This is a genomic window from Kitasatospora sp. RG8, assembly GCF_017813315.1.
In the GTDB taxonomy this organism is placed as follows: Bacteria; Actinomycetota; Actinomycetes; order Streptomycetales; family Streptomycetaceae; genus Kitasatospora.
In genome coordinates this window covers 1-24,833 of the sequence record NZ_JAGIYX010000048.1, presented here as the reverse complement: position 1 = coordinate 24,833, position 24,833 = coordinate 1, and the positions used below count along the sequence as shown (strand labels likewise).

Below are 24,833 nucleotides of genomic sequence, written 5' to 3'. Positions count from 1 at the left end.
TCGCCACCCCCACCCCGGCGACCCGGACCTCCGCGCCCGCTCGCCCGCTCGCCCGCTCGCCCGCTCGCCGGTGCTGGTTGCCGGGATGCCGGTGCAGAGGCTGCCAGTGCGGCGGCGGCCGGGAGGAGCGCGTTTGGCGGCAAGTAGTACGAAATCGTATAGTTCGGAATCGTGAAGTCCGATTCCGTGAAGTCCGATTCCGTGCCGTCCGAGTGGTCGGCCCTGCTCGCGCTCCAGCGGGCCACCCATGCCACGCTCCAGGTGCTCGCCGCCGAGCTGGTCGACCTGGACCTGAACCCCTCCGAGATCAACGCGCTGGCCAACCTGGCCGACGGCCGTGGCCGTACCGTGTCCGAGCTCGGCGCGGCCGTGGGTACCCGCCCGACCACGCTGACCAGCATCCTCGACCGGCTGGAGCGGCGCGGCCACATCACCCGCGGCACCCGCCCGGGGGACCGTCGCGCGGTGCTCATCGAACTCACCCCCTCCGGCCGGGTGGCCGCCGACACGATCCGGCAGGCCATCAGCGGCCTGGAGCGCCGCGCGCTGGCCGGACTGCCGGCCGACGCCATCACCGGCCTCCGTGCCGCCCTGCAGGCTCTGACCGAGGTGTCCTCATGACCGCCCGGCCCCTGCACGACTCCAGCACGACCGAGACGCCCGCGCCCGAATTCGGGGCGCTGCTGGCCGAGGTGACCGCGGCCGCCGGGCGGTTCGGCCACCGTGAGCACGTCCACCTGACCTGGCTGGCCGTGCGGGCGGTCGGCGTCCCCGCGGCGGTCTCCCTGGTCGGCGACGGCATTCTGCGCACCGCCACCAAGGCGGGGGCGCCGCAGAAGTACCACGCGACCCTCACCCGGGCCTGGGTGGAGCTGGTCGGCCACCACGCGGCGGAACACGGCGGGGACGACTTCGCGGACTTCGCCGACCGTCACCCCGACCTGCTCGACAAGGACCTTCCGGCCCGCTACTACCGTGCGGCCACCCTGGACTCCCCGGAGGCGAAGGCCGGCTGGGTCGAGCCCGACCTCGCCCCCTTCCCCTGGCGACGGGACGCCGCTTCCGCCTAGCCCGGCTGTCCGTCGGCTGTCCCGCTGTCCCTCTGTCCGGCCGCCTTACGTCCGGCCGCGGCCTCCTGCCTACTTGCCGAAGCGGCGCTCCCGGCCTGCGTAGGAGCGCAGGGCACGGAGGAAGTCGACGCGGCGGAAGGCGGGCCAGTAGCAGTCCACCCAGTGCATCTCGGCGTAGGCGGACTGCCAGAGCAGGAAGCCCGAGAGCCGCTGCTCGCCGGAGGTGCGGATGATGAAGTCGGTGCGGTCGGCCGTCGGCGAGTGCGAGTAGAGGTGCCGGGAGATGTCCTCGACGTCGAACCGCTCGACCAGCTCGACCGGGTCGCCACCGGCCGCGATGTGCTCCCCGAAGGCGCTCTTCACCGCGTCGACGATCTCCCGGCGGCCGCCGTAGCCCACGGCCACGTCGACCTTCAGCCCGCCGCGCCCGGCCGTCGCCGCGGCGGCCTCCTTCAGCGTCCGGGCGCTGTCGCCGGGCAGCAGGTCCAGCGAGCCGATGACCTGGACCTCCCAGGGGCGGCCGGGCGCGGAGATGGCCCGGACGGTCTCCTCGATGACCGAGATGAGCGGCCCGAGCTCGTCCGCCGGGCGGCCGAGGTTGTCGTCGGACAGCATGAACAGCGTCACGTGCCCGATGCCCGCCGCCGTGCACCAGCCCAGGAACTCGCCGGCCTTCGCCCCGCCCGCCCGGTAGCCCTCCCGGACGTCCTCGTGCCCGGCCTGCCGGGCCCACCGGCGGTTCCCGTCCAGCATGATCCCGACGTGCTGAGGGCGCGGGAGCCCCACCAGCGTGGCGGCCAGGCGGCGCTCGTACACCGCCTCCATCGGCCGGCGGAGCACCAGCGGCAGCAGCCTCATGAACCGTCTCCATCCTCGTGCGACATCCGGTCGACGGTACCAGCGCTCCGCCCGATCCCCTTGCCACGACGGGTAGATGATGATCACGGTGGTGCGCGGGGGCGCCGGCCCGCCCCCGCGCGCCGGCGTCGTGACCGTTGCGCCTACAGGTACGTCTGCAGCGCCGCGTACACCCGCCGCCAGGCGTCCGCACCGGCCTCGGGGTCGTAGTCGGCGGGGCGGTCGGAGCACGCGAAGCCGTGGTTGGCGGCGGGGTAGGTGACGAGGTCGTGCGCGACCTTGGCCTCGGTCAGGCGCTGCCCGGCCTGCTCCCACTCCTCGGCGGGGATGATGTGGTCCAGCTCGCCGCGGAAGCCGAGCAGGAACACGCCGTTGGCGGCGATCCGCTCACTCGTCTCCAACGGCGGGACCGGGCCGACCAGCGGGAAGCCGCTGTTGAGGAGCCAACCCGGGTAGAAGACGGCGGCGAGTTCGAAGCGGAGCTCGGTGGCCGCGCGCACCGCGATGTGCCCGCCCATGCTGAGCCCGATGAAGGCGACGCCGCGGCCGCCGGCCTCGGCCCGGGCGACCGCGAGCGCGGCGGCCGCGTCCGCGACCAGCTCGTCGCGGTCGAGCGCGCGCATCAGCACCAGGCCGGACTCGCGCTCCTCCGCCGTGTAGCCGAGTTCGGTGCGCCGGGCGTTGCGCCAGTAGTAGTCGGGTGCGATGGCGACGTACCCGGCCGCCGCCAGTTCGGCGCAGGTGTCGCGGACGTAGGTGTTCACGCCGTAGAGCTCGGAGCAGACGACGACCGCGCCGCGGACCTCGCCGTCCTCAGGGCGGTGGACGTAGGCCTCGACGCCGCCCGGTTCGCCGAGCGTCTTCCACTGACCAGGCATCAATTCCCCCGTGTGGCTTGCGGAAATGTTCCGCCCGCATCCTAGACGCCTCCACGGGCGGGTGAGGGATGACGGGGGCCGTCCGGGTGGCCGGCGGGGGTCGGGCGAGCGGAATCCGGTCGGACGAGTTCTGCCGGCATGGTTGACGCATTGAGGTGGTCATGGCACTTTCGTGCGGCGCGGGCGTCCGCAACCGGTCGTACGCCCCGCAATCCCCCACAAGGAGAGCCATGTTGAAGAGACTTGCCGCCGTCGTCGGCGCGAGTGCAGTCGTCGCAGGTGGGCTCACCCTGGCCGCCACCCCCGCGCAGGCGGTCCAGGCCGGTGACCTGACGTCCACCATTGCACTGAGCAACTGTTCGGCCTCGCTGGTCCGTTACCCCTCCTCGGTCGACACCGACCGGGCCATGATGCTCACCAACGGCCACTGCCTGCCGACGATGCCGGCCGCCGGCGTGGTCATCCAGAACCAGAGCGCCAGCCGCAGCGGCACCCTGCTCAGCTCGTCCGGCTCCTCGCTCGGCACCGTCCAGGCGGACAAGGTGCTGTACGCGACGATGACCGGCACCGACGTCGCCCTGTACCAACTGACCGACACCTTCGGATCGGTGACCAGCAAGTACGGCGCCACCGCCCTCACCATCAGCGACACCCACCCGGCCGACGGCTCGGCGATGTACATACCCTCGTCGTACTGGAAGCAGGTGTGGGACTGCTCGATCAACGGCTTCGTCCCCACCCTGCGCGAGGACGCGTGGACCTGGCACGACTCGATCCGCTACAGCTCCGGCTGCAACACCACGCACGGCACGTCCGGTTCGCCGATCGTCGACGCCGCGACCAAGAAGATCGTCGGCATCAACAACACCGGCAACGACGACGGCGCGATGTGCACCCTCAACAACCCGTGCGAGGTGGCGGCCGACGGCACCACCACCGTCACCAAGGGCCAGAGCTACGGTGAGCAGACCTACTGGTTCACCACCTGCCTCGGCAACGGCCGCGTCATCGACCTCAACGTCAGCGGCTGCCTGCTCACCAAGCCGGCCGGCAGCGGCGCCGTCTCGGTCACCAACCCGGGCCCCCAGTCCACCGGCCTGAACGCCCCGGTCAACCTCCAGATCTCGGCGAGCGGCGGGACCGCACCGCTCACCTACTCGGCCGCCGGGCTGCCGGCCGGGCTCTCGATCAACGCGTCCACCGGCCTGATCACCGGCACCGCGACGACGGCGGGCACGTCCACGGTCACGGTCACGGTCAAGGACTCGGCCGGCAAGACCGCCACGACGAGCTTCAGTTGGACGATCAGCCGGGGCGACGGCTGCATCCCGGCGCAGCTGCTCGGCAACGCGGGCTTCGAGACCGGCTCCGCCGCCCCGTGGACCGCCTCCAGCGGCGTGGTCGACAACAGCGCCTCGCAGGCCGCCCACGGCGGTTCCTGGAAGGCCTGGATGAACGGCTACGGCTCCACCCACTCGGACAACCTGTCCCAGACGGTGACCATCCCGGCCGGCTGCAAGGCGTCGCTGAGCTTCTACCTGCACATCGACACCGCCGAGTCCGGCTCCACGCAGTACGACAAGCTGACCGTCACGGTCAACGGCACCGCGCTGAAGACCTACTCCAACGTGGACGCGGCCGCCGGCTACCAGCTGCGCACCTTCGACCTCTCGTCCTACGCGGGCCAGGCGGTCACCCTGAAGTTCGCCGGCACCGAGGACTCCTCGCTGCAGACCAGCTTCGTGATCGACGACACCTCGATCGCCACCAGCTGACGCCTGTGCAGTAACCCCCTGTGGCCGCCCGGTTCTTGACCGGGCGGCCATTTGCGTTTGCGCATATCCCAATCTTCAGGTCGGCGTGCACTCGTGGCAGCGCTCGGAATGAGGTCGTCCGCATACTGATATCGCAGTCGAGCCTCAAGAAGTGCTCAACTGTCGGGCGAGCGGGGATCGGCCAGGGCCATAAGGCCGGAGCCTCACAGTTCCCTCGTATCGGCAACTCAGTAGAGTCGCTGATACGAGGGATTGAAGGGGCCGCGCGGCGGCACCGAGAGGCTTCGCCGGCGGATCGACCGAGCGGGCTCCGTGGTGTGCGGGCTGTGCACCGGGTTCTTCCCGGCCGAGCTGGTTGACGTGGACTACCGGACCCCGTTCGCCCTCGGCGGCGAGGACACGAACAGCAACGTGTGGCCGTTGTGCTGGGAGTGCCACCGAGGGGAGACGGAAGGGGAGTTCACCGATGGGTGAACTCCCCTTCCGCGAGGACGCTTCCGCTGGTTGTCGTGGATGCAGCGAGCAGCCATTCAGGGATGCGCTGGATGGTCAAGTGCAGGCCACCCAAACGCAGTTCGAACTTAGGGGGTGTAGGCGGCTTGCTGCGGCTTGTGGTCATGAGGCAAGTGAAGCCGTCAATCGTCTGGCGCGGGAGGCTCTTTTTGGGGGGCACATTCCAGCGCAAGGGGAATAAGCCCTACCTGATCGGAGGTGTCCATGCCCCGCGGAGCGGTTCTGCTACCTGATGGCAGCTTCGCCGGTCAGCGCTTCATGCTGATTCCGTGGCAGTGAGCGCTGTTGGTCGAACCGTATGAGTTGCTACAGGGCAGTTGCGGCGAGGCGTCTGAGAATAATCGAGAATCACCGCTGACATGGCGTCAGTCGAGACCGATCATGGGACCTTCCTGTCTGTCGGCGAGAGGAACGGCTATGGCAAGGCGGCTGTGGGTCATCGGCAGTACGTCGGGGGTCGGGGACTGCCCGACGCTGTACGAGGACGTGGACACCGGCGAAGTGGTTGTGCAGGGGTACGCCGTGACGGACCCGGAGGACGTGGCGCAACTGAAGTACGTGAAGGACGATGAAGGCTTCGTAGTCGTGCCCCGCGAACTGCTCGTGAGGTTCGCGCCGAAGGAGTCAACGCCAGTGCCGGAGTTCGTTCCCCAGCAGAAGATCACCGAGTTCATCAACGACGGTTTTGAGCACACCGCGTGGCGGTTGGAGACAAGGACCGGGTACCTCTCCGACAAGCAGATGCCCTCCTACTCCGAGTTCCTTCGGACGGGGGACACCGCCGGAGAGGTCGGGCACCCCTGGTTCGAGAACGTGCGCCGCATGGTCGACAAAGGCAAGAGGTTCGAGCGGGTGCGCCTGGTGGATGATCCGCCGACCGAGGGGCAGCGATACCTGCTGGCGTGCGCCCGCACCAATGTGGCGGCCGGCGAAGACATCCGGTACATGTGGCGCTCGGATGCCGAGGTGGCGGGGCTGGCCGGGCTGTCGGACTTCTGGCTCTTCGACTCCCGTACGGTCGCGCGCTTTCACTTCGAAGGAGAGCGCACCATCGGAATGGAGTTGGTCACCGACCCGCTGGAAGTCCTTCGCGCCTGCCAGGCCCGTGATGCCGCCTGGCACCACGCAATGCCTTACGCGGAGTTCCGGGCTCAGGTACCTTCCGGCATGTGAGCACCGACTATCAGCAGGCGCGTTCTGCTCGTGGTGCCCGGATGCGTGAACTCCGCACTGAGAGCGGGTTGTCCGGACGTGCCTTGGCCGCGCGTCTGGGCTGGCCCCAGTCCAAGGTCAGCAAGTTGGAGATCGGAAAGCAGTCACCCACCAGGGTCGATGTGGTCGCGTGGGCCGAGGCCGTTGGCAAGCCCGATGCTGCCGCTGAACTGGTGGGCCGACTGCGGACGGTGGAGACTCAGTACCGATCGTGGCGGCGCCAACTCGCCGGTGGTGTTCGGCCGGTGCAGGAGGCGCATGCGGCGCAGGGGCGAATGACCAGCGATCGCCAGTCGTTCGACCCGACCTTGGTTCCCGGTCTGCTTCAGACCGCCGATTGAACCGCCTTCTCGACCACGAGAAGGCGGCCGAGCCCGCCCCGCGGAAAACCTGCCTGAGAAACACCGAAGCCGCCCGGCTCTCAGCACCGGGCGACCTCAACTGTCCTACGTCCCAAGCCTGCTACTCGGTCACCTTCAGGGCCAGCGTCCGGGAGCCGTACTCGGCCCCGGAGATCCGGTAACTCACCTTCGTGTCGCCGAGCGGTGCGTACGCGGCCACGACGTAGAAGGCCTGGTTCAGGCCCTCCCCGTTGACGGTGATGGTGCGCTCCACCTCGCAGCGGGCGTCGTCGTCCCCCTCCCACACCACCTGGAGGACGCTCCCCGCCGTCAGCGTCCCCATCGCCGGGACCACCACCGTGACCTGGGTCATCCGTCCCAGGGCGAGCGCGCCCTCCCACGCCCCCTCCACCAGCGGCGCCGGCATCAGGCGCTCCGCGGCGCTCACGGTGAGGCCGAACACCGCCCGGTCGTCGCCCCAGGTGGCGGTCACCTCCACCGCACCGGGCTCCTCGCCGGCAACGAGCTCGACGGCGGCGAACCCGTCCTCGTCGGCCTTGACCGTGACCGTCGCGCCGGCCGTCCCTGCCGCGCCGGCGAACGAAGCCGCTCCGGAGACCGTGAACGTCACCTCCGCGTCCGGCACCGGCATCTCGTCGGTGAAGGCCCGCACCCTCAGCGCGTCCGGGAACCGCGAACCGACCGGCATCGTCCAGTCGTCGCCTCCGGTGATCTGCACCCTGTCCACGGTCGTCACCCTGCGCCACCCCATTCTGCTGCCGGTTCCTGCTGTTGCGTACGGATCATTTCATCCAGCAGGCGCCGAACTGTCCGTCAGATAGGCCTATCGACCGGGCAGGCTGGGCGGAGCGGAACGTTTCCGGCCACCCCCGGTGGCTGAAACGATCATCCCTGCCCGCATAATGCTCACCAATGCTCCGCAGACGCTCCATCAGCGCGACCACGGCTCTCGTAGCGCAAGCGGGCCGAGCGCGACCGGGCCTCTATCACCCCTGGGGGAAGCACACCGTGCGTCTTCGTCATGCCGTCGGCCTGAGCGCCGCCGTGGTGTCCGCCGTTGTCGGGCTGCCGTTGCCCGCCGTCGCAGCCGAGCCGGCCGCCGTCCTGTACGTCAGGGCCAGCAACGGCTTCTGCACCGACAGTGGTCCGGGCACCGAGGCCAGGCCGTTCTGCACCATCCAGGCCGCCGCAGACAAGGTCCAGCCCGGGCAGACCGTGGACGTCTTCCAGGGCGACTACCTGGAGGACGTGGTCGTCCGGCGGTCCGGCGAGCCCGGTAAGCCGATCACCTTCCGGGGCCGGGGGCGACTGGGCAGGGCCGCGTTGCACAGCCAGCCGACCATCGCCGGCCCGTCGCGGCTGCCGGTGCGGATATCGGGTCAGCACGACATCGTCTTCTCCGGCTTCGAGGTGAAGGGCTTCGCACTTGACAATGTGAGCCGGGTCGAGCTCTCGGGCAACTGGATCGGGAGGTCGGACAGTGAGACCGTCCGGCCTGGTGTCAGCGTCACGGGTCCGAGCGAGCAGGTCACGGTCGAGCGGTCGGTCTTCTACGAGCCCACGGGTGGTGGTGTGAAGCTCGATGCGGGCGTCATTGGGACGAGGATCTCCGGAAACGACTTCGCGAGGGTCTTCGGTGCGCCCGCCGTCTCCGTGACCGACGCGCCTGGCACGCTGATCACCAGCAACACCGTGCACTGGCAGTGGTCGACCGCGATCGCCATCGACCTGGCCGGCGCCTCCGATCACGCGACGATAGCCAACAACCTCGTGGCCAGGGGGACGGTCCAGGTGTCCCCCGCCTCGACGGCAGGGACCAGTCTCGACTACAACAATGTTCTCTCCGCCTCGCCCGGGGAGTTCTATCCCGCCTACAAGTGGGCCGGGGTGTCGTACATGTGGGCCGCGAACCTGGCTGCCGCGACGGGGCAGGGCAAGCACGATGACAGCGCCTACGTCGAGTTCGACGACACCTACTCGCCGCTGTCCGTACCCCTGGTGAACCCAAATCAAGCCCGTCCCGCCCTGATCGACTCCGCCGATCCGCAGGCCCCCGGCGTACCCGCCACCGACCTGCTCGGGCACGGCGCCGCCGACCACCCGGACGTCGCCAACACCGGCCCGGCCGGCAGCTTCCGCGACCGCGGGGCGTACGAGGTCGTCGGCCTCGACGACGTGCGGCTGGAAGCCAAGGGCACCGTGTACGAGCCCCCGACCGGCCCCGCCCCGTTCACCGTGGAGCTGAAGGCCACCGCCACCAACACCTGGCCGACGAAGCTCGCCTACACCTTCGACTTCGGTGACGGCACCGCGCCGGTCACCACGGCCGATGCGACGGTCCGTCACACCTACGCCACCCCGGCCGAGTACCACCCGCAGGTCACCGTCACCGACGACCGCGGCGGAAAGGTCACCGACCGGCTGGAGTGGCCGGTGCGGGTGGGCGAGGACAAGCCGCTGACCGCCAGCCTCACGGTGGCCGCGGACAGCGGGCGCGACCCGCTCGCCGTCACGGCCGACGTCACCGCGACGGCGAGCAGCCCGTGGCCGATCGCGAACCTCTCCTACGACTTCGGCGACGGCACGGCCCAGCCGGTCGACGGCTACGGCCCCGCCCGTCACGTGTACGCCAGGCCCGGCACGTACACCGTGAAGGGCACCGTGACCGACGCGTCCGGTGCCACCGTGACCAGCACCGGTCAGGTCACCGTCGCCTACACCCCGTCCGGCTTCACCGCGATCGCGCCGACCCGCATCCTGGACTCCCGCGAGCCCGGGAGCCGCTACCCGCGCCTCGGCCCCGGCGAGACCATGGACCTGTACGTCCGCGGCCGCAGCACCGGTGCGACCGACATCGTGCCGCCCGGCGCCACGGCCGTCGTGCTGAACCTGACCGCCACCGGGGGCACCGCCAACAGCCACCTGGACGTCTACCCGTCCCAGCTCGCCCGGTCGGCCACCTCGAACGTCAACTTCGGTCCCGGCCAGGACGTCGCCAACCTGGTGACGGTCCCGATCGGCCCCGACGGGCTGGTGGTGGTCCGCAACAACGCGGGCTACGTCCACACCGTCGCCGACGTCCTGGGCTACTTCAAGGGCGACAGCCCCGACCGCTTCACCTCCGTCGCCCCGGCCCGGCTGCTCGACACCCGGAGCGACGACAGTGCGCTCGGCCAGGGCGCCACCCGCCGGCTGAAGGTGGCCGGCGCCGGCGGCGTCCCGGCCAACGCCACCTCGGTGGTGCTCAACGTGACGGCCACGGAGTCCACCTCCACCGGCTTCTTCACGGTCTACCCGGCGGGCACCGCGCGCCCCGCCGCGGGCTCCAACCTCAACACCGTCCCGGGCCGGAACATCCCCAACCAGGTGGTGGTCCCGCTGGGGGCGGACGGCAGCGTCGAGCTGTACAACCGGGCCGGCCGTTCGCACGCCGTGGTCGACGTCTTCGGCTACTACAGCCCGGACGGCAAGGGCCTGTTCACCCCCGTCGCGCCCACCCGGCTGCTCGACTCGCGCGACGGGTCTCCGTTCGGCCCGGGCTCGGTCCGCACGGTGGGCGGCGTCCCGGCCGGCGCGACCGCCGCGGCCGTCAACCTGACCGCGACCGAGACCACGGCGCCCACCCACCTCACGGCCTGGGCCGGCGGCGGCGTCCGCCCCGGTACCAGCAACCTCAACGCCACCCCGGGGCTGGACGTCCCCAACCACACCACGATCCCGGTCGACGCCCAGGGCCGGTTCGACCTCGCCAACAACGCCGGGACGACGCACGTCGTCGCGGACCTCTTCGGCTACTACCGGAACCAGTAGCGGCCCGAGCGCACGAAGGCCCGAGGCCCGGCACCCCGTCCGCGGGGTGCCGGGCCTCGGTCGTTGCGGGTCGTTGCGGGGGCCGGGAGCCGCCCGCAGAGAACTTTCGGACCGACCTGCAACCTCGGCCGGGGTCGGACGTCCTAGAGATACCGGAGCATCCGGAACTATCAGTCCAGCAGCCTTACTTGGGGGGAACCAAGCATGCGCGCCCGCAACACGACCGCCTTCGCCGTCCTCACGGCCCTCGCCCTGACCGTTCCCGTTCTGGCCGTCTCGCCGGCCGTCGCAGCTCCGACCGCGGCGTCGGGCTGGTCCGACAGCGTCACCGACGCGGGCGGCTTCGTGGGGATGGCCCCGACCCGGATGCTGGACACCCGGACCGACAACACGCCCAACCACTCGCCCCGCACGCCGATCGGCCCCGGTGAGCACTACGTCGCGCCGCTGCAGGGCGATGTGATCCCGCACGACGCGACGGCCGTGGTGGTCAACGTGACCGCTACCAACCAGACCGCCAGGGGCTACCTCGCGCTCGGAGGCGGCGCGCCCGCGGGCGGTGGAGCGCCGGAGACCTCCAGCGTGAACTTCACCCCCGGTCAGACGATCTCCAACCTGGTCACGGTCGCGCTCGGTCAGGGCACGAGCCGGCCCACGGTGGACATCTTCAACAGCGCCGGGCAGACCGACGTCATCCTCGACGTGGTGGGCTACTACCAGCCCGGCGCGGGCGACAAGTTCGCCCCGCTGACCCCGACCCGGGTCACCGACACCCGGACCGGCCCCGCCGGTCCGATCGGCGGCCGCACGGCCCGCACGATCCAGGTCGCCCGTCCCGAACTCGGTACCGCGGACGCCCGCGCGGTGGTCCTCAACGTCACCGCCACCGACGCCACCGCCGACACCTTCGTGACGGTCTACCCCGGAGGCACGGCCCGCCCGGCCGAGGGCTCGAACATCAACGTCCCGATCCGGCGCAGCACTCCGAACCAGGTGGTGGTGCCGGTCGGCGAGGGCGGGCGGATCAACATCTACAACAACGCCGGCGCGGTGAACGTCGTCGTCGACGTCGTCGGCTACTACGGTCCCTCGGGCACCGGCCTGTTCCGTGCCCTCAAGACGCCCGTCCGGCAGTTCGACAGCCGCGTCGCCGGCCGCGCGCTCGGCTCCTACGAGACGAAGCAGATCCCGGTCCTCTCGTCGGACGGCTCCACCCCCGTTGTCGTGGCCGTCGAGACCAACGTCACGGCCACCAACGTCTCCACCCAGGGACACCTCAGGGTGTATCCGGGCCCGAGCCGGCCGGACACCTCCAACCTCAACGTCTATCCGGCGTTGACCTCGGCCAACTCGGTGACCACCGGGGTGAACGGGGGCACCTTCTCTGTCTTCAACGCCGGCGGCCCGCTCGACCTGATCACCGACCTGACCGGCTTCTTCACCACCAGCTGACCCCTCCGGCCCTGGCACCCGGCAGGGGTGCCGGGGCCGGCCGCGCGGTCAGAGCCCCTGCGGGTGCTCGGAGAGCCAGTCCGCGTGCCGTTCGCGGAGCCGGTCGCGCTCCTCCGGGCTCGTGAGCAGGACGTCGGCGCCGCCGTCGTACGGGTGGTGGATGCGCTCCAACTCCGTGTCGGTGATCAGCACATCGGCGGCCGCGTCGTCGGCCACGGCGCGCAGCAGTCCGTCCAGGCAGCCGCGCTGCCAGGTCCGCCGGGTGGCGTAGAGGTGTTGGTAGGTGCGGAAGTTCGGGTTCGGGTCGTCGCTCGTGAGCAACGTCTGCCAGTAGCCCGCGCGCGGCCGGTGCCGTGGCGCGTCGGGCCCGGTCGTCCACTTGGAGGTGATGACGTGGACGTCCCGCCCGGCGAACAGCTCGTCCAGGACGGTGTTGTAGCGCTCCAGGACGACGGCGTACTCGCCCTCGTCGTCGGGGTAGCGCTTCGACTTCGGCAGGCTGTGGAAGCGCACCCACACCTCCCAGTACGGGTCGCTGACCATGTGCCCGACCGGCGGGCTGGCGGGCCAGCGGCTCTGCCAGAGCGCGGTCAGCTCCGGCTGCGCGTCGCGGACCAGCCGCGGGAGGCTCACTCCGCCGCCCCGGTGGCCGGGTCGAAGCTGGGACGGAACGGGTCGTTGCTCATCCGGGGAGTCTAGAACGCCTGATCGACGCGCCCGCCCTTGGCCGGTGGCGCACCGTCCCGGATCATCGTCCGGAGGGTGCCACATGACCACGGGTCAACGGCGTTAAAGGGTTATGAGTCAATCACCGAGTGCGGACACACCGGCCGAGCCGGCGCCGCCCGACTTCCCGGCGTTCGTGGCGTCCCGGGGCCGGCACCTGCAGCGGACCGCCTTCCTGCTCACCGGCGGCGACGCCCACCTGGCCGAGGACCTCGTCCAGGAGGCGCTCGGCCGCCTCTTCGTGAAGTGGCGCAAGGTCTCCCGCCTCGACAATCCGAGTGGGTACGCGCAGACCGTGCTGGTCAACACCTTCCTGTCGTACCGCAGGAAGCGCAGCAGCTCCGAGCGGGTCACCGACTGCGTGCCCGAGACCGCCGTGGACGGTCCCGACCCGGCGCTGCGGCTGACGCTGCTGAGGGCGCTCGGCGAGATACCGGCGCAGGACCGGGCCGTGCTGGTGCTGCGGTTCTGGGAGGACCGCAGCGTCGAGGAGACGGCCGCCGCACTGCGTCTGAGCAGCACGGCCGTCCGCTCGCGCAGCAGCCGGGCGCTGGCCCGGATGCGCGCCACGCTCGGCGACGACCTCGCCACGGCCGGGCCCGGCCGGGAACCGAACGCTCCGACCAGTGTGAAGGCGGTTGTTCGCCATGCCCTTTGAGGACGACTTCGCGGTGGCCCTGCGCGCTGCGGCGGACCTGGCACCGGACCCGGCCCCGTACCGGCTCGTCGCCGACGCCGAGCGGCGTGCCCGGGTCCGGCGCAGCCGCCGGCTGGCGGTCGTGGCCGGCGGGCTGGCCGTCGTGGTCCTGGCCGTCGGGAGCTTCGCGGCCTTCGGCGGCGTCGGGGCGGACGACGCCCGCCCCGCCACCGAGCCGGTGCGGCCGATGACCTCCGCAGAGGTGGTGGAGCTGGTCACCTCGCTGCTGCCGCAGGGCAAGGTCAGGTTCGAGAACGCCGGGACACCCGGTGTGCCCGGCGCCACCGGCGACAGGTACCGGACCGACGGCGGGCTCTACCTCGACGACGGCAAGGGGGAGAGCATCATCCACTACACCGTCGACCGCACCGAGCTGACCCCGGACGCCGCCGCCGTCTGCATGGATCCGTTCAGCATGCCGACGGACTCCTGCGAGCGCACGGCCGGCTCCGACGGCTCCGTGCTGGTGATCGACAAGTTGCGGGACCGGTCGGAGGAACGTCTGCGCGAATGGCGGGCGACCTGGGCAGCGGCGGACGGCCGGCGGGTGCAGGTCTTCGAGTACAACGGGCAGCGGGAGAACACCAACCGGGAGAACCCGCCGCTCGACGCCGACCAGCTGCGCGCCCTGGTCACCGCGCCGGCCTGGGAGCGGGTCTTCGACGCGCTGCCGGCCCGGGAGAACCCGCCCAAGCCGCCGACCCCGGAGCCGGGCCCGAAGGCCGAGGAGCTGCTGGCGAAGCTCGTCCCGCTGCTGCCGCAGGGCGCGGTGCCGTCCGGGCAGGACGGGAAGACGGGGCCGCACCTCCTGGTGACCTACGAGGGCCGGACCAGCATGCTCACGTTGGACGTCACCCAGCCGGGCAAGCGGGGGCAGGAGGACAAGGAGTACGCCGGGTCGCAGGGCTCGGCCGGCCCGCTGGCGGTGCGGGAGCAGCGGGCCGACGGCAGCCTGCTCGTCACCAACAGCTTCGGGAACGGCAAGACGGCGACCGATCCGCTCCTGCACTGGTCGGCGGCGGTCTACTACGCGGACGGCCGGAAGATCGAGATCTTCGAGCAGAACGGCGAGAACGGCTACACCGCCCGGCCCGGCCAGCCCGCGCTCAGCCTCGAACAGCTCAAGGCGATCGTCACCGCTCCGTCCTGGCGTTCCTGAGCCCGTGGGCCTCGCGCCGCCGCGCAGGGGACGGCGGCGCGGGGCCTACCGTCCGTCGCCCGCGAGCCGTCCGTCGCCCGCGAGTGCCGCCCCGACGGCGGCCTCGGCGTGCAGGCGGGCGGTCGGGAAGAGCGGGACGGGGCTGTCCCCGTCGCCGACCAGCAGCTCGATCTCGGTGCAGCCGAGGATCACGCCCTCGGCGCCGGCGGCGACCAGCTCCTCGATCACCCGCCGGTATCCGGCGCGCGACTCCTCGCGGACGACGCCCAGGCAGAGCTCCTCGTAGATGACCCGGTGGACGAGGGCGCGCCCGGCCGCGTCGGGGACGAGGACGGTGAGGCCGTGCGCCTCCAGCCGACCGCGGTAGAAGTCCTGTTCCATCGTGAACGCCGTTCCCAGCAGGCCGACCCGGCGCAGGCCGGCGGCCCGGACGGCGTCGGCGGTCGCGTCGGCGAGGTGGAGCAGCGGGACGGAGACGGCTGCCTCGACCTGGTCGGCCACCCGGTGCATGGTGTTGGTGCAGATCAGCAGCAGTTCGGCGCCGGCGGCCTCCAGCGAGCGCGCCGCGTCGGCGAGGAGCTCGCCGGCCTCCGTCCAGCGGCCCTGTGCCTGGAGGCGCTCGACGGCGGCGAAGTCGACGGAGTAGAGCACCAGCCGGGCGGAGTGCAGGCCGCCGAGGCGCTCGCGGGTGAGCTGGTTGAGCGTCCGGTAGTACTCGGCGGTGGACTCCCAGCTCATGCCGCCGATCAGGCCCAGTGTCTTCATGGATATATATAAACACTTCCTTGATGAGCCGGTAAAGTCATAAGTAATGCTTTGAGTCTCTATGCTGTCCTCCGCTTCGACGACGAGGGGGAGAGCGGCGCATGGGTGTGACGACGGGTGTGACGCAGGGGCAACTGGCGGCTCTGGCACGGGCGGCGTACGGGGCCGGGCGGCGGCTGGACGGCGTCGAACGGCTGCGGGGCGGGAGCAAGAAGGGCGTCTACCGGCTCGCGTTCGACGACGGCGGGACGGCGGTCGCGTACGTCTGGGGCGACGCCGAGAACTACTGGCCCGGCGCGGTCGCTGACGACGCCGACCCGCTGGCGCACGCCTCCGGACTCGACCTCTTCGAGGCGGCGCACCGGCGGCTGACGGCCGTCGGCGTGCGGACACCGCGCCTGCACCTCGCCGACCGGAGCGGGGACCACGTCCCCGCGGACGCCGCGGTGGTCGAGGACGTCCCCGGCGAGAACCTCGAAACCCTCCTCGATCGCGACCCGAGCGCGGCGCAGCCGGTCCTGGCCCGGCTCGGCCACACCCTCGACGTGCTGCGCCGAAGCGGCGGCACGGCGGCCTACGGCAAGCTCGCGCTGCTCGACAACGGCGGTACGTCACACGGCCGTTCCTGCGAACAGCTGGTCCATGACCGGGCCCTCGCCGACCTCGCCGAGGCGGCCCGCCGGGACGCGCGGATCGCCGCCGCCCGCGACCGGCTCGCGGCCCTGCTGCACACCCGGTACGCGGCGGTCCGCCCGCGCACCCGGTACGGGCTGGTGCACGGCGAACTCGGGCCCGACCACGTGCTGCTGGACACGGCTGGCGAACCGGTGCTCATCGACATCGAGGGGCTGATGCACTTCGACCCCGAATGGGAGCACGCCTTCCTCCGGATCCGCTTCGGCAGCCACTACCACCACCTGCACACCGAGGACCTCGACCGACACCGCCTCGCCCTCTACGCGTTGGCGATGCGCCTCTCCCTCGTCGCCGGCCCGCTGCGCCTGCTCGACGGGGACTTCCCGCACCGCGACGCGATGCGGGCGATCGCCGAGTACAACCTGGGGGAGGCACTGGCGCTGGTGGCAGAGGGCCGACCGCAGCAGTGAGGTTGCGGGTCAGTCGGTGGCCTCGGGTGGCCGGTGCCGGCGTAGGTGATCCAGGCAGTCCGACCGGCGACGTCGACGAGGCACCAGACGCGCCCGCCGCCGGTGACCTCGTACTGCCAACGTTCGAGCTCCGCGCCTTTGAAGGTGCCGGTCCCCAAGGCACCCTTGAGACGGTGCCGGCGGCCGGGTTGGTCGCCGGCACGCGGCGTGGCGCGGATTCTCTCGAACGCACGGCGGAGGTTGCCGGGGGCCTGGCGGGCCAGCTGCTCCCAGCCTTCGGCGGCCTCGGAGCTCGCGAAGCGCAGGTCGTACTCGTCGTCGACGGGTGGAGGTGCCGCCCGGTCGCCGCGCTTGGGGCTCACCTGGCTTCTCCTGGCGCGGGAACGGGCCCGAGGTCACCTTCCGGTTCCCGGGTCAGGAGGGCGTGCAGGGCGGGGTCTGCGTAGACCTCCGCGCTGTGGCGCCACTGCGTGAGCAGGAGGGCGATCGGGGCGAGGTTCTCCAGGGCCACCGCGCCGCGTGCGACGTCCACCAACTCGCTGAGGAGGGCGTCCACATCCTCGTCGGGAAGGAACGTGATCCATGGCAGGGCCTCGGGCAGGGCTGCGCGCAGGGCGGTGACGTTCCCGGTCCGCACCAGGCCGGTCAGCAGGCGCGCGGTGAAGTCGACGACGGTGGTGTCCTGTTCCAGCTGGTCGACGCGCATCAGGGCGAGATCCCCGGCATCGCGGCGTCGCAGTCTCAGGGCTCGGACGGCGTCGAGTCTGCTGGTGGTGGCAGCGGGCCGGTGGAGCAGCTCGCTGAAGGGCACATCCTCGTAGGCCGCAGTCATGACATCCACAGTAGCTCGGATGTCTGCCCCCGAGGTGTCGGATCACGCTTCCCGGGGGATCTGCTGCTGCCAGTCGCGGGTGAAGACGACGTCGCCGGCTTCGAGGGCGGTCAGGCGGGTGTGGGCGAGGAAGTGGGTGGGGGTGCAGCGGAGTTCGGTGCGGGTCTGGAGGGTGATGTCCCAGCCGATGGCGGGGCGTTCGAGGCGGACGGTGCGGTCGGTGCGGGCCTGGGCGCTGGTGGGGGTGGCGGAGAGGATGCGGTAGGCGGTGACGGTGTGCTCGTCACGGACCAGGCCGTCCGGGTGGGTGCGGGTGCCGTCGCCGGCGGGGGAGAGCTCGATGCGCCACTCGTGGCGGGCGATGTCGTGGATGGTGAGGCGCTCGGGGCGGGCGGTGAGGGGCTCGGTGGTGTGGACGGGGGGCGGGAGCGGGAGGGTGGGGGAGGCGAAGGCGACGGGGGCGGCTCCGGAGTCGGCGGCGAGGTGGCGCACCGGGAGCGTCAGCGTGCTGTGCGACGGGTCGAGGCCGTAGCCGGCGGGGTCGGGGTCGGGCCAGAGCCACGGCCAGTAGGTGGAGGAGAGGGCGAGCCTCAGCCGGTGGCCGGGCGGGACCGTGGTGCCGGCGGCCGCGAGTTCCACGGTGGCGTCCGGCTCCGACGGGGAGGTGACGAGGGCGCCGCGGGTGAGCAGGACGGAGGTGCCGTCGGGGGCGACGTCGCAGAGGCGGGCGACGACCAGGCCGGGGGCGGGCGAGGGGCGCAGGCGCAGCCGCAGGGACGGCGTGCCGAGGAGTTCGAGCGGCTCGGGCAGCGGCTGGGAGTCGAAGCAGACGGAGCGCCCGTCCTCCTCCCGCTGGTCGGGCGGCTGGTCGGCGGGCCGGCCGGCCGGGACGTAGGCGCCGGCGTTGAGCCCGGTGTGCTGGGGGGAGCGGACCTGGACGTGGCGGTCGTCCGAGGCGGTGCCGGCGGTGCGCAGCGGGCCGTCGAGGCCGTAGTGGATGTCGCGGACGTCGGGGGAGGGCCAGGACTCCTCGCCGGTCCAGCGGGTGCTGATCCAGCTGCGCAGGACGGGGGTCTTGAGGGCGCCGGCGTCGATGTCCCGGAGCCAGTGGTCCCACCAGCGGAGGGTCTCGGGGAGGATCTCGTCGGGCAGGCCGTGCGGCCAGGGGCCGAGGACGGCACGGACCGGGACGGCCCCGGAGGCGAGCAGGCGCAGCAGCAGCGCGCAGGACGGGTCGCCCCAGCCGGCGACGGCGAGGGTGGGAACGGCGGCGGTGGCGGGCGGGTCGTCGGGCGGGGCGTCGGCGAGCCAGCCGGGGAAGGGCGGTTCCAGGGAGGCGAGCCGCTCCTGCCACCGGGGCCGCCAGTCGTCGCCGAGGTACTGCGGGTCCGGCGGGCGGGCCGCGTCGGCGAGGCGGGCGGTGGCGCGGGCGTGCAGGTCGGCGGCGGGGACGGCGCCGCCGGGGCGCAGGCCGGTCTCGGGGCAGGCGGTGACCACGGCGTGGACGGCGTCGGGGGCGTGGGCGGCGAGCCGCAGCGCGGTGGCGCCGTCGGGGCCGGTGCCGAGCAGGCCGATCCGGCCGCTGCACCAGGGGCGGCCGGCGAGCCAGGCGACGACGGCGGCCCCGTCCGGGAGGTCGGTGGCGTCGTCGGGGGTGCCGCCGGAGTTGCCGTGGCCGCGCCGGTCGACCCGGACGGAGGCGTAGCCGTGCCCGGCGTACCAGGGGTGGCGGCGCGCGTCGTCGGAGGCGGTCCAGTCGGTGAGGCGTCCGGCGGAGTACTCCAGCAGCGCGGGGACGGGGGCGTCGGTCACCGGGCGCCAGAGGCGGGCGTACAGCCCGGTGCCGTCGGGCAGCGGGACGCGCAGGTCCTCGCGGATGGTGCGGTAGGGGTACGAGGGCATGGCCGCTCCCATCGGGTCCCGGGAGTCCCGGGTCGGCGGGAGCCCGGCTGGGGCGGGTTCCCGCTCGGCGGGCCACGGTGCGGGGCGGGCCGGGTGGGCCCGCCCGCGCCGCAGGCGTCAGCATTCCGACCCTAGGGGAGGATGCCGCCGATTTCCTGGTGAGCCGGAGCGGGCCCGGGCGTCACGCCCTGCCGCGTCCGGGCGTCACGCCCCGGCCGGGCCCGGCGACCGGGCCCCGCAGGCCCGGTGCCGCGCCCTGACGGGCCCCGGCGTCACGCCTTGCTGAGCCAGGAGGTGGCGTTGAGCGCGAGGGCGGCGTCGGTGCCGGCCGGGTCGTTCCAGCCGTTGAAGAGGGTGTTGCCCGACTGCCCGGTGCCGTCGTCGGCGGGGGAGCTGTCGCCCCAGATCGCGACCCGGCCGGAGCCGTAGCTGCTGGTGACGAAGAAGGCGCCGGTGTTGCCGCTGTAGCCGGTGCGGTAGAGCAGGCCCTTGACCGACGGGTTGTCGGCCGGCTTGAGGGTGAACGTGGTGCCGGCGCGCAGGATGGAGCCGGTGACGGTGCCGAAGGGGCCGTGCAGCACCGGGTCGGCGGCGTCGTTGACCGCGCGCGGGTTGTCGGTGGAGATGTTGAGCAGGTCGACCGAGAAGCCGAAGGGGTCGTTGTTGTTCACCCCGTTGTTGGTGAGCAGGTCGTTGATGATCTTGGGGGAGTCCCAGCCGTCGTTGTTGCGGTCGCTCTGGTTGTGGTCGGAGATCAGGAAGAGCCCGCCGCCGTTCTGGACGAAGCGCATCAGGGCGGACTTCTCGGCCGTGCTGAACCGGATGTTCGGTTCGGGGATCACGAAGGTGTCGAAGTTGGCGAGGTCCAGCGCGGCGCCGGTGCCGTAGCTGATGGCGGAGCCGGCCGGGAGGGTCTTGAGGCTGTACTGGCCGGTCTTCTGGAGGGCGACGCCCCACGCGGAGAGGGCGCCGGTCCAGCTCTTCTCGGTGGTGGGGTTGGCGTTCTGGGCCAGCGGGTCGGGCTGGGCGGTGGAGATGATCCAGTCGGCGTTGCCGGCGGTCTCGCCCTTGCTGTTGTCGAACAGCACGCGGTGGGGGGTCGCGCTGACGGCGGTGGTGGCGGTGGCCGGGGCGGTCGCGGCCGCGGGGGTGGCCGAGGCGGTGGGGGCGAGGCTGGTGAGGCCTGCCGCGAGGAGAGTCGAGGCGGCCAGGGCAGCAGCCGTTCGAATGCGGATCATTTGCCGTTCCTCCGTGGGGAGTTGAGGTGTCGGCGCCCGAGTATTCGCGCGTAGAACCTGAGTATCCGCGCGTAGATGCGCAGGTGAAAGGTTTCGGAGGTTACGGGGATTTGTACGGTGCATGACGATCTTCGGGAGGGCGTACGCGCTTCCGGAACGCACCCCTTCGCGCCCCTGTGCACCGCTCGCCCCCATTCCGTAGTTGCGCATGACTTGCAAGTACTTCCTCATCGAGGGAAAGATGGCCCGGCTCCGCATGTACCGCCGAAAGGACGACACGATGTCCAGCCCCGCCGCAGGTGCCACCGCCGTCAGATGGCGCGACCGGCTCACCCGCGAGGAGTGGATCCGCCTGGCCGGCATGGGCGGCTTCATCCTCGCCCTGCACCTGATCGGCTGGGTCACGCTGCTCGCGGTCATCGCGCCCGAGCACTACGACGTCGGCGGGCAGGTGTTCGGCGCCGGCATGGGCCTCACCGCCTACACCCTCGGCATGCGGCACGCCTTCGACGCGGACCACATCGCGGCCATCGACAACACCACCCGCAAGCTGATGGGCCAGGGCAAGCGGCCGCTCTCGGTCGGCTTCTGGTTCTCGCTGGGCCACTCGTCGATCGTCTTCGGCCTCTGCGCGCTGCTGGCCTTCGGGATCAAGTCGCTCGCCGGGCAGGTCGAGGCGGACGACTCCGCCCTGCACGAGGCCACCGGCCTGATCGGCGTCACCGTCTCCGGGACCTTCCTGCTGCTGCTCGGCCTGATCAACCTGGGCGCCTTCAACGGCATCCTCAAGGTGTTCCGCAAGATGCGGGACGGCGAGTACGACGAGGCCGAGCTGGAGGCGCAGCTGGAGAGGCGCGGCTTCATGAACCGCATCCTGGGCCGGGTGACCAGGGCCGTCACCAAGCCGTGGCACATGTACCCGGTCGGCCTGCTCTTCGGCCTCGGCTTCGACACCGCGACCGAGGTCTCGCTGCTGGTCCTGGCCGGCGGTGCGGCGGCCTTCCAGCTCCCCTGGTACGCGCTGCTGGTACTGCCGGTCCTGTTCGCGGCCGGCATGAGCCTGCTGGACACCATCGACGGTTCGTTCATGAACTTCGCCTACGAGTGGGCGTTCTCCAAGCCGGTCCGGAAGATCTACTACAACCTGACCGTGACCGGCCTCTCGGTGCTGGTCGCGCTGGTCATCGGCTCGATCGAGCTGATCGGGCTGCTGGGCGAGAAGCTGGACATCACCAGCGGGCCGGTCGCCTGGGTCGGCGGGCTGGACCTCAACCTCGTCGGGTACGCCATCGTGGCCCTGTTCGTGCTGACCTGGGCGGCCGCGATCGCGTACTGGAAGCTCGGCAGGGTCGAGGAGAAGTGGTCGGCGGGGCTGGCCGCGGCGGCCACCGACGCCGAATAGCCGCCCGCCCGCCCATGACGCGGACGAGGGCCCGCCGGCTCCGGGAGACCCCGGGGTCGGCGGGCCCTCGCCGTACCGGCGGCCGGTCGTACCTGCGGCCGGTCGTCCCGGGGCCGGTGCCCTCCTACAGCCAGCCGCGCTGGGCCGCCTTGAGGCCGGCCTCGAAGCGGCTGGCGGCGTCGAGGCGCTCCATCAGGGCGGACATCTGGCGGCGTACGGTGCGCACCGAGATCCCGAGCCGCTTGCCGGCGGCCTCGTCGGTCAGGCCCGTCCCGAGCAGCCGGAGCAGGTCGCGTTCGGCCGGGGTGAGGCCGGTGTCGTGATGGGTGGGCTGGTCGGCGCCGAGCGGCACGGCGGTGGACCAGGCCTGTTCGAACAGGGCGACGAGGGAGGCGACCAGCCCGGGCTCACTCGTGCAGAGGGCCCCGAGCCTCGTCTGCGTCGGGTCGATCGGGACCACGGCGGTGTGCCGGTCGAACACCAGCAGCCGGGGCGGCAGCAGCGGCGCCGTCCGCACCTGGCCGCCGAGCCCGGTGAGCCACTGGGCGTACGCGTGGGTGGCCTGGTCGTTGCGGGCGCTGTCCTGGTAGAGCGTCCGCATGGCGACACCGCGCTCCAGCGCGTCCTGGTCGAGCGGGCGGGCGGCGTCCATGCTGGCCTGGGACTGCGCCCCGCCCGAGATCGCGGCGAGGAACTCCTGCTGCAGGTCGCGCGCCAGCATTTCGAGCTTGGCCTGGATCGCGTCCATGCCGACCAGGCGTTCGGTGGCGTCCGAGGTGGTGTTGGGCACCAGGTCCGCGTAGGCGGCGACGGCCTGCGCGACGGCGGCCTTGCTGGCGGCCAACTCCTGCTGGCGGCGGGCGAGTTCGTCCTCCTGGCGGCGGATCACGGCCTCCAGGCCGACGGCCGGGCTGACCGGCCGCAGCGCGCCGAAGACCTCCTGGGAGGGGCGCAGCAGCGTGAGGTCCGCGAGTTGGTCGAGGGCCTCCCGGACGGCGGTCTCGGAGAGGCCGAACCGGCGGCACAGGTCGGTGACCCGGCACCCGGGCTCGGCCAGCAGGGCCGCGTAGACGGCTTCCGCCGTTGGGCCAAGTCCCAGCACTTCGAGCACGATTACCCCCGGTCTCGACGATGCGCGCGGCCGTCTGTAAAGGCCGCATGTGCGATTCTCACAGTTCGTACATGTGTGTGCAAGGTGATCTGACGATGCGTCCGTGGGGCGGCGCGGGCGGCGGTGGCGAGTGGGGTGGCGCCATGCTGCCAGGCCTGATGATGCCTCAGAAGAGGCCTTCCGGAGTACCGGTCCGGGCTTGCAGGATGTGAATCACCGAGCCGCGGGGCGCAGAGCCCCGGAGCCGGTGGGACGGTGGGAACGAAGCCGCCGTCCGTCCGAAGTACCGACCGACCATCAACCAGGGGGTTGTTCTCCATGCGGATTACCGCTCGCGTCTCCGGTGTCCTCGCGGCTGCGGCAGTGGTGGCCACGCTCGCTCTGCCTGCCGTCGCCGCCTCTGCCGCACCGGCCACCGTGGCGGGCGTGTCCGCGGCGAGCGACCCCGGCCTGGGCGATCCCGGTCTGGGCGACCCCGTCACGGGTGACCTCTCCCGCGACGGCAAGGGTGGCCTGGGCGACCCGGGCAGCATCAGCTGGGACAACAAGAAGTGACCGCCGCCCGCGGCACCGGCCGCATGAACCGAGCCCGATGCACATTGTCCGACTCACCCTGACGAGCCCCGACCGGCGTGTGCCCACCGCCGCCGACGCCCATGTCCTGAAGGACGTGCTCTGGGCCCACGCCGATCCGTGCGGCGGCCTGGAGCACGTCCAGTCGAGAGCCGGGCGGGACTCGATCGACCTCGTCCTCTTCACCAGCGGCGGGAGCGGCGACAGCGCCCCCGCCCATTCGCTGGCCATGTGTTCCGCCGCCCTCTCGCGGTCCCCGGCCTTCCAGTCCTGGCGCGTCTCCCTCGCCTGCTGACGGCCGTCCACGTGGCGCTCCTCCATGGGGCGCGCGTCCGCGAAGTGGCCGTTCACGTCGCGCTCCTCCGCGCGGCGGCCCTCTGTTCGCGGCCCTCTGTTCGCGATTCTCCTATGCCGCAGCTCTCCATGCCGCGGCTCTCCAAGTCGTGCCGGAATTCCTCCGGCGCTCCCTCTCCGGTGGTCCGTGCGCCCTCGCGCCGCACCGTTCTTCCCCATGTCATTCCAGGAGTGCTCATGTCCCGCAAGGCTTACCTCCGCACGTCCGCCGTCGCCCTCGGCATAGCCGGTTCGCTCTCGCTCGGCCTGGTCGTCCAGGGCGGTACCGCGTTCGCCGCCGAGCCCGCCTCCGCTCCGGCCGCCGTCACCCCGGTCGCGGGCGGCGAGTACGGCGGCGCCGGCCAGCCGGTCGGAATCCCCCAGGCGCCCGCCGCTGACGGTTCGTCGGCGTCCGCCTCCGTCCTGGCCCCGGCGGTCACCCGGAGCGAGGCGGTCCGCCGCGCCAAGACCTGGGTCGGCATCGGCCTCGAATACAGCTGGACCGGCTCGCACAACGGCTACCGCACCGACTGCTCGGGCTACGTCTCGATGGCCTGGAAGCTCGGCGATTCGCTGACCACCGACACCTTCGGCCCGCGGGGCGTCACCGAGCACATCAGCAAGGGCGAGCTCAAGGCCGGCGACGCGCTGCTCAACGACAACAGCGGGGCCAACGGCCACGTGGTGCTGTTCGAGAAGTGGACCGACTCCAGCCACTACATGGGCTACGAGTTCACCGGCAGCGGCGTCCACTACCGCGAGATCCCCTACCCGTACTACTCGGGCTACGGCACCTTCGTGCCGGTCCGCAACAAGTCCATCCGTGAGGACGGCCCGGCCGACCCCGGGATGACGAACCTGACGGCGGGTGACTTCAACGGGAACGGCAAGAAGGACCTGGTGGCGGTCGAGGTGTCGACCGGCAAGCTGTTCTCCTACCCGGGGACCGGTACGGGGACGTTGGGCAGCCGGGTGGTGATCGGCAACGGTGGCTGGAACGGGATGGGCAACCTGGCGGTCGGTGACCTGAACCGGGACGGCCGGGACGACATCGTGGCC

General features: G+C 71.7%; 24 protein-coding genes. 15 read left to right on the top strand and 9 right to left on the bottom strand.

What is annotated here, in order from left to right:
* Window positions 1-171: 171 nt before the first annotated feature.
* Together J5Y04_RS38880 and J5Y04_RS38875 are read left to right on the top strand one after the other, a co-directional pair.
* Window positions 172-621 (top strand): MarR family winged helix-turn-helix transcriptional regulator, encoded by a 450-nt coding sequence (locus J5Y04_RS38880; RefSeq protein WP_209417263.1) that lies wholly within the window; start codon window positions 172-174, stop codon window positions 619-621.
* The gene (locus J5Y04_RS38875) at window positions 618-1,070 is read left to right on the top strand and encodes a hypothetical protein (RefSeq protein ID WP_209417262.1); all 453 of its coding nucleotides are present in this window, start codon (window positions 618-620) and stop codon (window positions 1,068-1,070) included. The genes J5Y04_RS38880 and J5Y04_RS38875 overlap by 4 nt, the downstream gene beginning before the upstream one ends.
* Window positions 1,071-1,139: 69 nt before the next feature.
* Here the strand turns inward: J5Y04_RS38875 and J5Y04_RS38870 are convergent, their stop codons facing one another.
* Entirely contained in the window at window positions 1,140-1,928 is a 789-nt protein-coding gene (locus J5Y04_RS38870) for an isoprenyl transferase (protein WP_148645674.1), read from the bottom strand.
* Between the two features lie 143 nt (window positions 1,929-2,071).
* A complete protein-coding gene (locus J5Y04_RS38865; protein ID WP_209417261.1) occupies window positions 2,072-2,806 on the bottom strand; it encodes a dienelactone hydrolase family protein in 735 nt (244 codons plus the stop codon).
* 230 nt (window positions 2,807-3,036) lie between these two features.
* Here J5Y04_RS38865 and J5Y04_RS43810 point away from each other — a divergent pair, with 230 nt between their 5' ends.
* The 4 genes from J5Y04_RS43810 to J5Y04_RS38845 all read left to right on the top strand — a co-directional run bounded on the left by J5Y04_RS43810 (window position 3,037) and on the right by J5Y04_RS38845 (window position 6,647).
* A complete protein-coding gene (locus J5Y04_RS43810; RefSeq protein ID WP_209417260.1) occupies window positions 3,037-4,581 on the top strand; it encodes a putative Ig domain-containing protein in 1,545 nt (514 codons plus the stop codon).
* 312 nt (window positions 4,582-4,893) lie between these two features.
* Window positions 4,894-5,055 carry an HNH endonuclease signature motif containing protein gene (locus J5Y04_RS44095; protein ID WP_209417259.1) on the top strand — a complete coding sequence of 54 codons (162 nt, stop codon included), beginning with the start codon at window positions 4,894-4,896 and terminating at the stop codon, window positions 5,053-5,055.
* A gap of 456 nt (window positions 5,056-5,511) precedes the next feature.
* Window positions 5,512-6,267, top strand: coding sequence for a DUF6879 family protein (locus J5Y04_RS38850; protein WP_209417258.1), 756 nt, complete (start codon window positions 5,512-5,514; stop codon window positions 6,265-6,267).
* Window positions 6,264-6,647: a helix-turn-helix transcriptional regulator gene (locus tag J5Y04_RS38845; protein ID WP_209417257.1), complete on the top strand. Its 384-nt coding sequence runs from the start codon at window positions 6,264-6,266 to the stop codon at window positions 6,645-6,647. The genes J5Y04_RS38850 and J5Y04_RS38845 overlap by 4 nt, the downstream gene beginning before the upstream one ends.
* A gap of 121 nt (window positions 6,648-6,768) precedes the next feature.
* Here the strand turns inward: J5Y04_RS38845 and J5Y04_RS38840 are convergent, their stop codons facing one another.
* Window positions 6,769-7,386 (bottom strand): hypothetical protein, encoded by a 618-nt coding sequence (locus J5Y04_RS38840; RefSeq protein ID WP_209417256.1) that lies wholly within the window; start codon window positions 7,384-7,386, stop codon window positions 6,769-6,771.
* Between the two features lie 290 nt (window positions 7,387-7,676).
* On the opposite strand from J5Y04_RS38840, the gene J5Y04_RS38835 reads away from it, so the two are divergent.
* Entirely contained in the window at window positions 7,677-10,478 is a 2,802-nt protein-coding gene (locus J5Y04_RS38835; protein ID WP_209417255.1) for a PKD domain-containing protein, read from the top strand.
* A 204-nt stretch (window positions 10,479-10,682) separates the two neighbouring features.
* Window positions 10,683-11,930, top strand: coding sequence for a hypothetical protein (locus J5Y04_RS38830; RefSeq protein ID WP_209417254.1), 1,248 nt, complete (start codon window positions 10,683-10,685; stop codon window positions 11,928-11,930).
* Window positions 11,931-11,978: 48 nt separating this feature from the next.
* On the opposite strand, the gene J5Y04_RS38825 is transcribed toward J5Y04_RS38830, so the two are convergent.
* Window positions 11,979-12,563 carry a hypothetical protein gene (locus tag J5Y04_RS38825; RefSeq protein ID WP_307853527.1) on the bottom strand — a complete coding sequence of 195 codons (585 nt, stop codon included), beginning with the start codon at window positions 12,561-12,563 and terminating at the stop codon, window positions 11,979-11,981.
* Window positions 12,564-12,729: 166 nt separating this feature from the next.
* Here J5Y04_RS38825 and J5Y04_RS38820 point away from each other — a divergent pair, with 166 nt between their 5' ends.
* Together J5Y04_RS38820 and J5Y04_RS38815 are read left to right on the top strand one after the other, a co-directional pair.
* Window positions 12,730-13,314 (top strand): SigE family RNA polymerase sigma factor, encoded by a 585-nt coding sequence (locus tag J5Y04_RS38820; RefSeq protein ID WP_209417253.1) that lies wholly within the window; start codon window positions 12,730-12,732, stop codon window positions 13,312-13,314.
* Window positions 13,304-14,512, top strand: coding sequence for a hypothetical protein (locus tag J5Y04_RS38815; RefSeq protein ID WP_209417252.1), 1,209 nt, complete (start codon window positions 13,304-13,306; stop codon window positions 14,510-14,512). The genes J5Y04_RS38820 and J5Y04_RS38815 overlap by 11 nt, the downstream gene beginning before the upstream one ends.
* Before the next feature lie 45 nt (window positions 14,513-14,557).
* On the opposite strand, the gene J5Y04_RS38810 is transcribed toward J5Y04_RS38815, so the two are convergent.
* The gene (locus J5Y04_RS38810; protein ID WP_209417251.1) at window positions 14,558-15,277 is read right to left on the bottom strand and encodes an aspartate/glutamate racemase family protein; all 720 of its coding nucleotides are present in this window, start codon (window positions 15,275-15,277) and stop codon (window positions 14,558-14,560) included.
* Between the two features lie 101 nt (window positions 15,278-15,378).
* On the opposite strand from J5Y04_RS38810, the gene J5Y04_RS38805 reads away from it, so the two are divergent.
* Window positions 15,379-16,383: a phosphotransferase gene (locus J5Y04_RS38805; protein WP_209417250.1), complete on the top strand. Its 1,005-nt coding sequence runs from the start codon at window positions 15,379-15,381 to the stop codon at window positions 16,381-16,383.
* 358 nt (window positions 16,384-16,741) lie between these two features.
* Here J5Y04_RS38805 and J5Y04_RS38800 read toward each other — a convergent pair whose 3' ends face one another.
* From J5Y04_RS38800 to J5Y04_RS38790, 3 genes are all read right to left on the bottom strand, one after another.
* Complete coding sequence (locus tag J5Y04_RS38800; protein WP_209417249.1) at window positions 16,742-17,215, bottom strand: hypothetical protein; 474 nt, start codon at window positions 17,213-17,215, stop codon at window positions 16,742-16,744.
* A gap of 42 nt (window positions 17,216-17,257) precedes the next feature.
* The gene (locus J5Y04_RS38795; RefSeq protein ID WP_209417248.1) at window positions 17,258-19,117 is read right to left on the bottom strand and encodes a CocE/NonD family hydrolase; all 1,860 of its coding nucleotides are present in this window, start codon (window positions 19,115-19,117) and stop codon (window positions 17,258-17,260) included.
* Between the two features lie 272 nt (window positions 19,118-19,389).
* Entirely contained in the window at window positions 19,390-20,355 is a 966-nt protein-coding gene (locus tag J5Y04_RS38790) for a hydrolase (RefSeq protein ID WP_209417247.1), read from the bottom strand.
* 280 nt (window positions 20,356-20,635) lie between these two features.
* Between J5Y04_RS38790 and J5Y04_RS38785 the strand changes: the two genes are divergently transcribed.
* A complete protein-coding gene (locus J5Y04_RS38785) occupies window positions 20,636-21,757 on the top strand; it encodes a HoxN/HupN/NixA family nickel/cobalt transporter (protein WP_209417283.1) in 1,122 nt (373 codons plus the stop codon).
* 124 nt (window positions 21,758-21,881) lie between these two features.
* Here the strand turns inward: J5Y04_RS38785 and J5Y04_RS38780 are convergent, their stop codons facing one another.
* Window positions 21,882-22,868: a LuxR C-terminal-related transcriptional regulator gene (locus J5Y04_RS38780; protein WP_209417246.1), complete on the bottom strand. Its 987-nt coding sequence runs from the start codon at window positions 22,866-22,868 to the stop codon at window positions 21,882-21,884.
* A gap of 318 nt (window positions 22,869-23,186) precedes the next feature.
* On the opposite strand from J5Y04_RS38780, the gene J5Y04_RS38775 reads away from it, so the two are divergent.
* The 3 genes from J5Y04_RS38775 to J5Y04_RS38765 all read left to right on the top strand — a co-directional run.
* The gene (locus J5Y04_RS38775) at window positions 23,187-23,423 is read left to right on the top strand and encodes a hypothetical protein (RefSeq protein ID WP_209417245.1); all 237 of its coding nucleotides are present in this window, start codon (window positions 23,187-23,189) and stop codon (window positions 23,421-23,423) included.
* Window positions 23,424-23,460: 37 nt separating this feature from the next.
* Entirely contained in the window at window positions 23,461-23,736 is a 276-nt protein-coding gene (locus J5Y04_RS38770) for a hypothetical protein (protein ID WP_209417244.1), read from the top strand.
* A gap of 236 nt (window positions 23,737-23,972) precedes the next feature.
* Window positions 23,973-24,833: FG-GAP-like repeat-containing protein (locus tag J5Y04_RS38765; protein ID WP_245206345.1), on the top strand; the 861-nt coding region annotated here is incomplete at its 3' end.

What these genes read in the sequence shown, in the direction of transcription:
- J5Y04_RS38875 (WP_209417262.1), top strand. Translation starts at nt 618, where the DNA reads ATGACCGCCCGGCCCCTGCACGACTCCAGCACGACCGAGACGCCCGCG.
- J5Y04_RS38870 (WP_148645674.1), bottom strand. Translation starts at nt 1,928, where the DNA reads ATGAGGCTGCTGCCGCTGGTGCTCCGCCGGCCGATGGAGGCGGTGTAC.
- J5Y04_RS38865 (WP_209417261.1), bottom strand. Translation starts at nt 2,806, where the DNA reads ATGCCTGGTCAGTGGAAGACGCTCGGCGAACCGGGCGGCGTCGAGGCC.
- J5Y04_RS43810 (WP_209417260.1), top strand. Translation starts at nt 3,037, where the DNA reads ATGTTGAAGAGACTTGCCGCCGTCGTCGGCGCGAGTGCAGTCGTCGCA.
- J5Y04_RS38850 (WP_209417258.1), top strand. Translation starts at nt 5,512, where the DNA reads ATGGCAAGGCGGCTGTGGGTCATCGGCAGTACGTCGGGGGTCGGGGAC.
- J5Y04_RS38830 (WP_209417254.1), top strand. Translation starts at nt 10,683, where the DNA reads ATGCGCGCCCGCAACACGACCGCCTTCGCCGTCCTCACGGCCCTCGCC.
- J5Y04_RS38820 (WP_209417253.1), top strand. Translation starts at nt 12,730, where the DNA reads ATGAGTCAATCACCGAGTGCGGACACACCGGCCGAGCCGGCGCCGCCC.
- J5Y04_RS38815 (WP_209417252.1), top strand. Translation starts at nt 13,304, where the DNA reads ATGCCCTTTGAGGACGACTTCGCGGTGGCCCTGCGCGCTGCGGCGGAC.
- J5Y04_RS38810 (WP_209417251.1), bottom strand. Translation starts at nt 15,277, where the DNA reads ATGAAGACACTGGGCCTGATCGGCGGCATGAGCTGGGAGTCCACCGCC.
- J5Y04_RS38805 (WP_209417250.1), top strand. Translation starts at nt 15,379, where the DNA reads ATGGGTGTGACGACGGGTGTGACGCAGGGGCAACTGGCGGCTCTGGCA.
- J5Y04_RS38800 (WP_209417249.1), bottom strand. Translation starts at nt 17,215, where the DNA reads ATGACTGCGGCCTACGAGGATGTGCCCTTCAGCGAGCTGCTCCACCGG.
- J5Y04_RS38795 (WP_209417248.1), bottom strand. Translation starts at nt 19,117, where the DNA reads ATGCCCTCGTACCCCTACCGCACCATCCGCGAGGACCTGCGCGTCCCG.
- J5Y04_RS38790 (WP_209417247.1), bottom strand. Translation starts at nt 20,355, where the DNA reads ATGATCCGCATTCGAACGGCTGCTGCCCTGGCCGCCTCGACTCTCCTC.
- J5Y04_RS38785 (WP_209417283.1), top strand. Translation starts at nt 20,636, where the DNA reads ATGTCCAGCCCCGCCGCAGGTGCCACCGCCGTCAGATGGCGCGACCGG.
- J5Y04_RS38775 (WP_209417245.1), top strand. Translation starts at nt 23,187, where the DNA reads ATGCGGATTACCGCTCGCGTCTCCGGTGTCCTCGCGGCTGCGGCAGTG.
- J5Y04_RS38770 (WP_209417244.1), top strand. Translation starts at nt 23,461, where the DNA reads ATGCACATTGTCCGACTCACCCTGACGAGCCCCGACCGGCGTGTGCCC.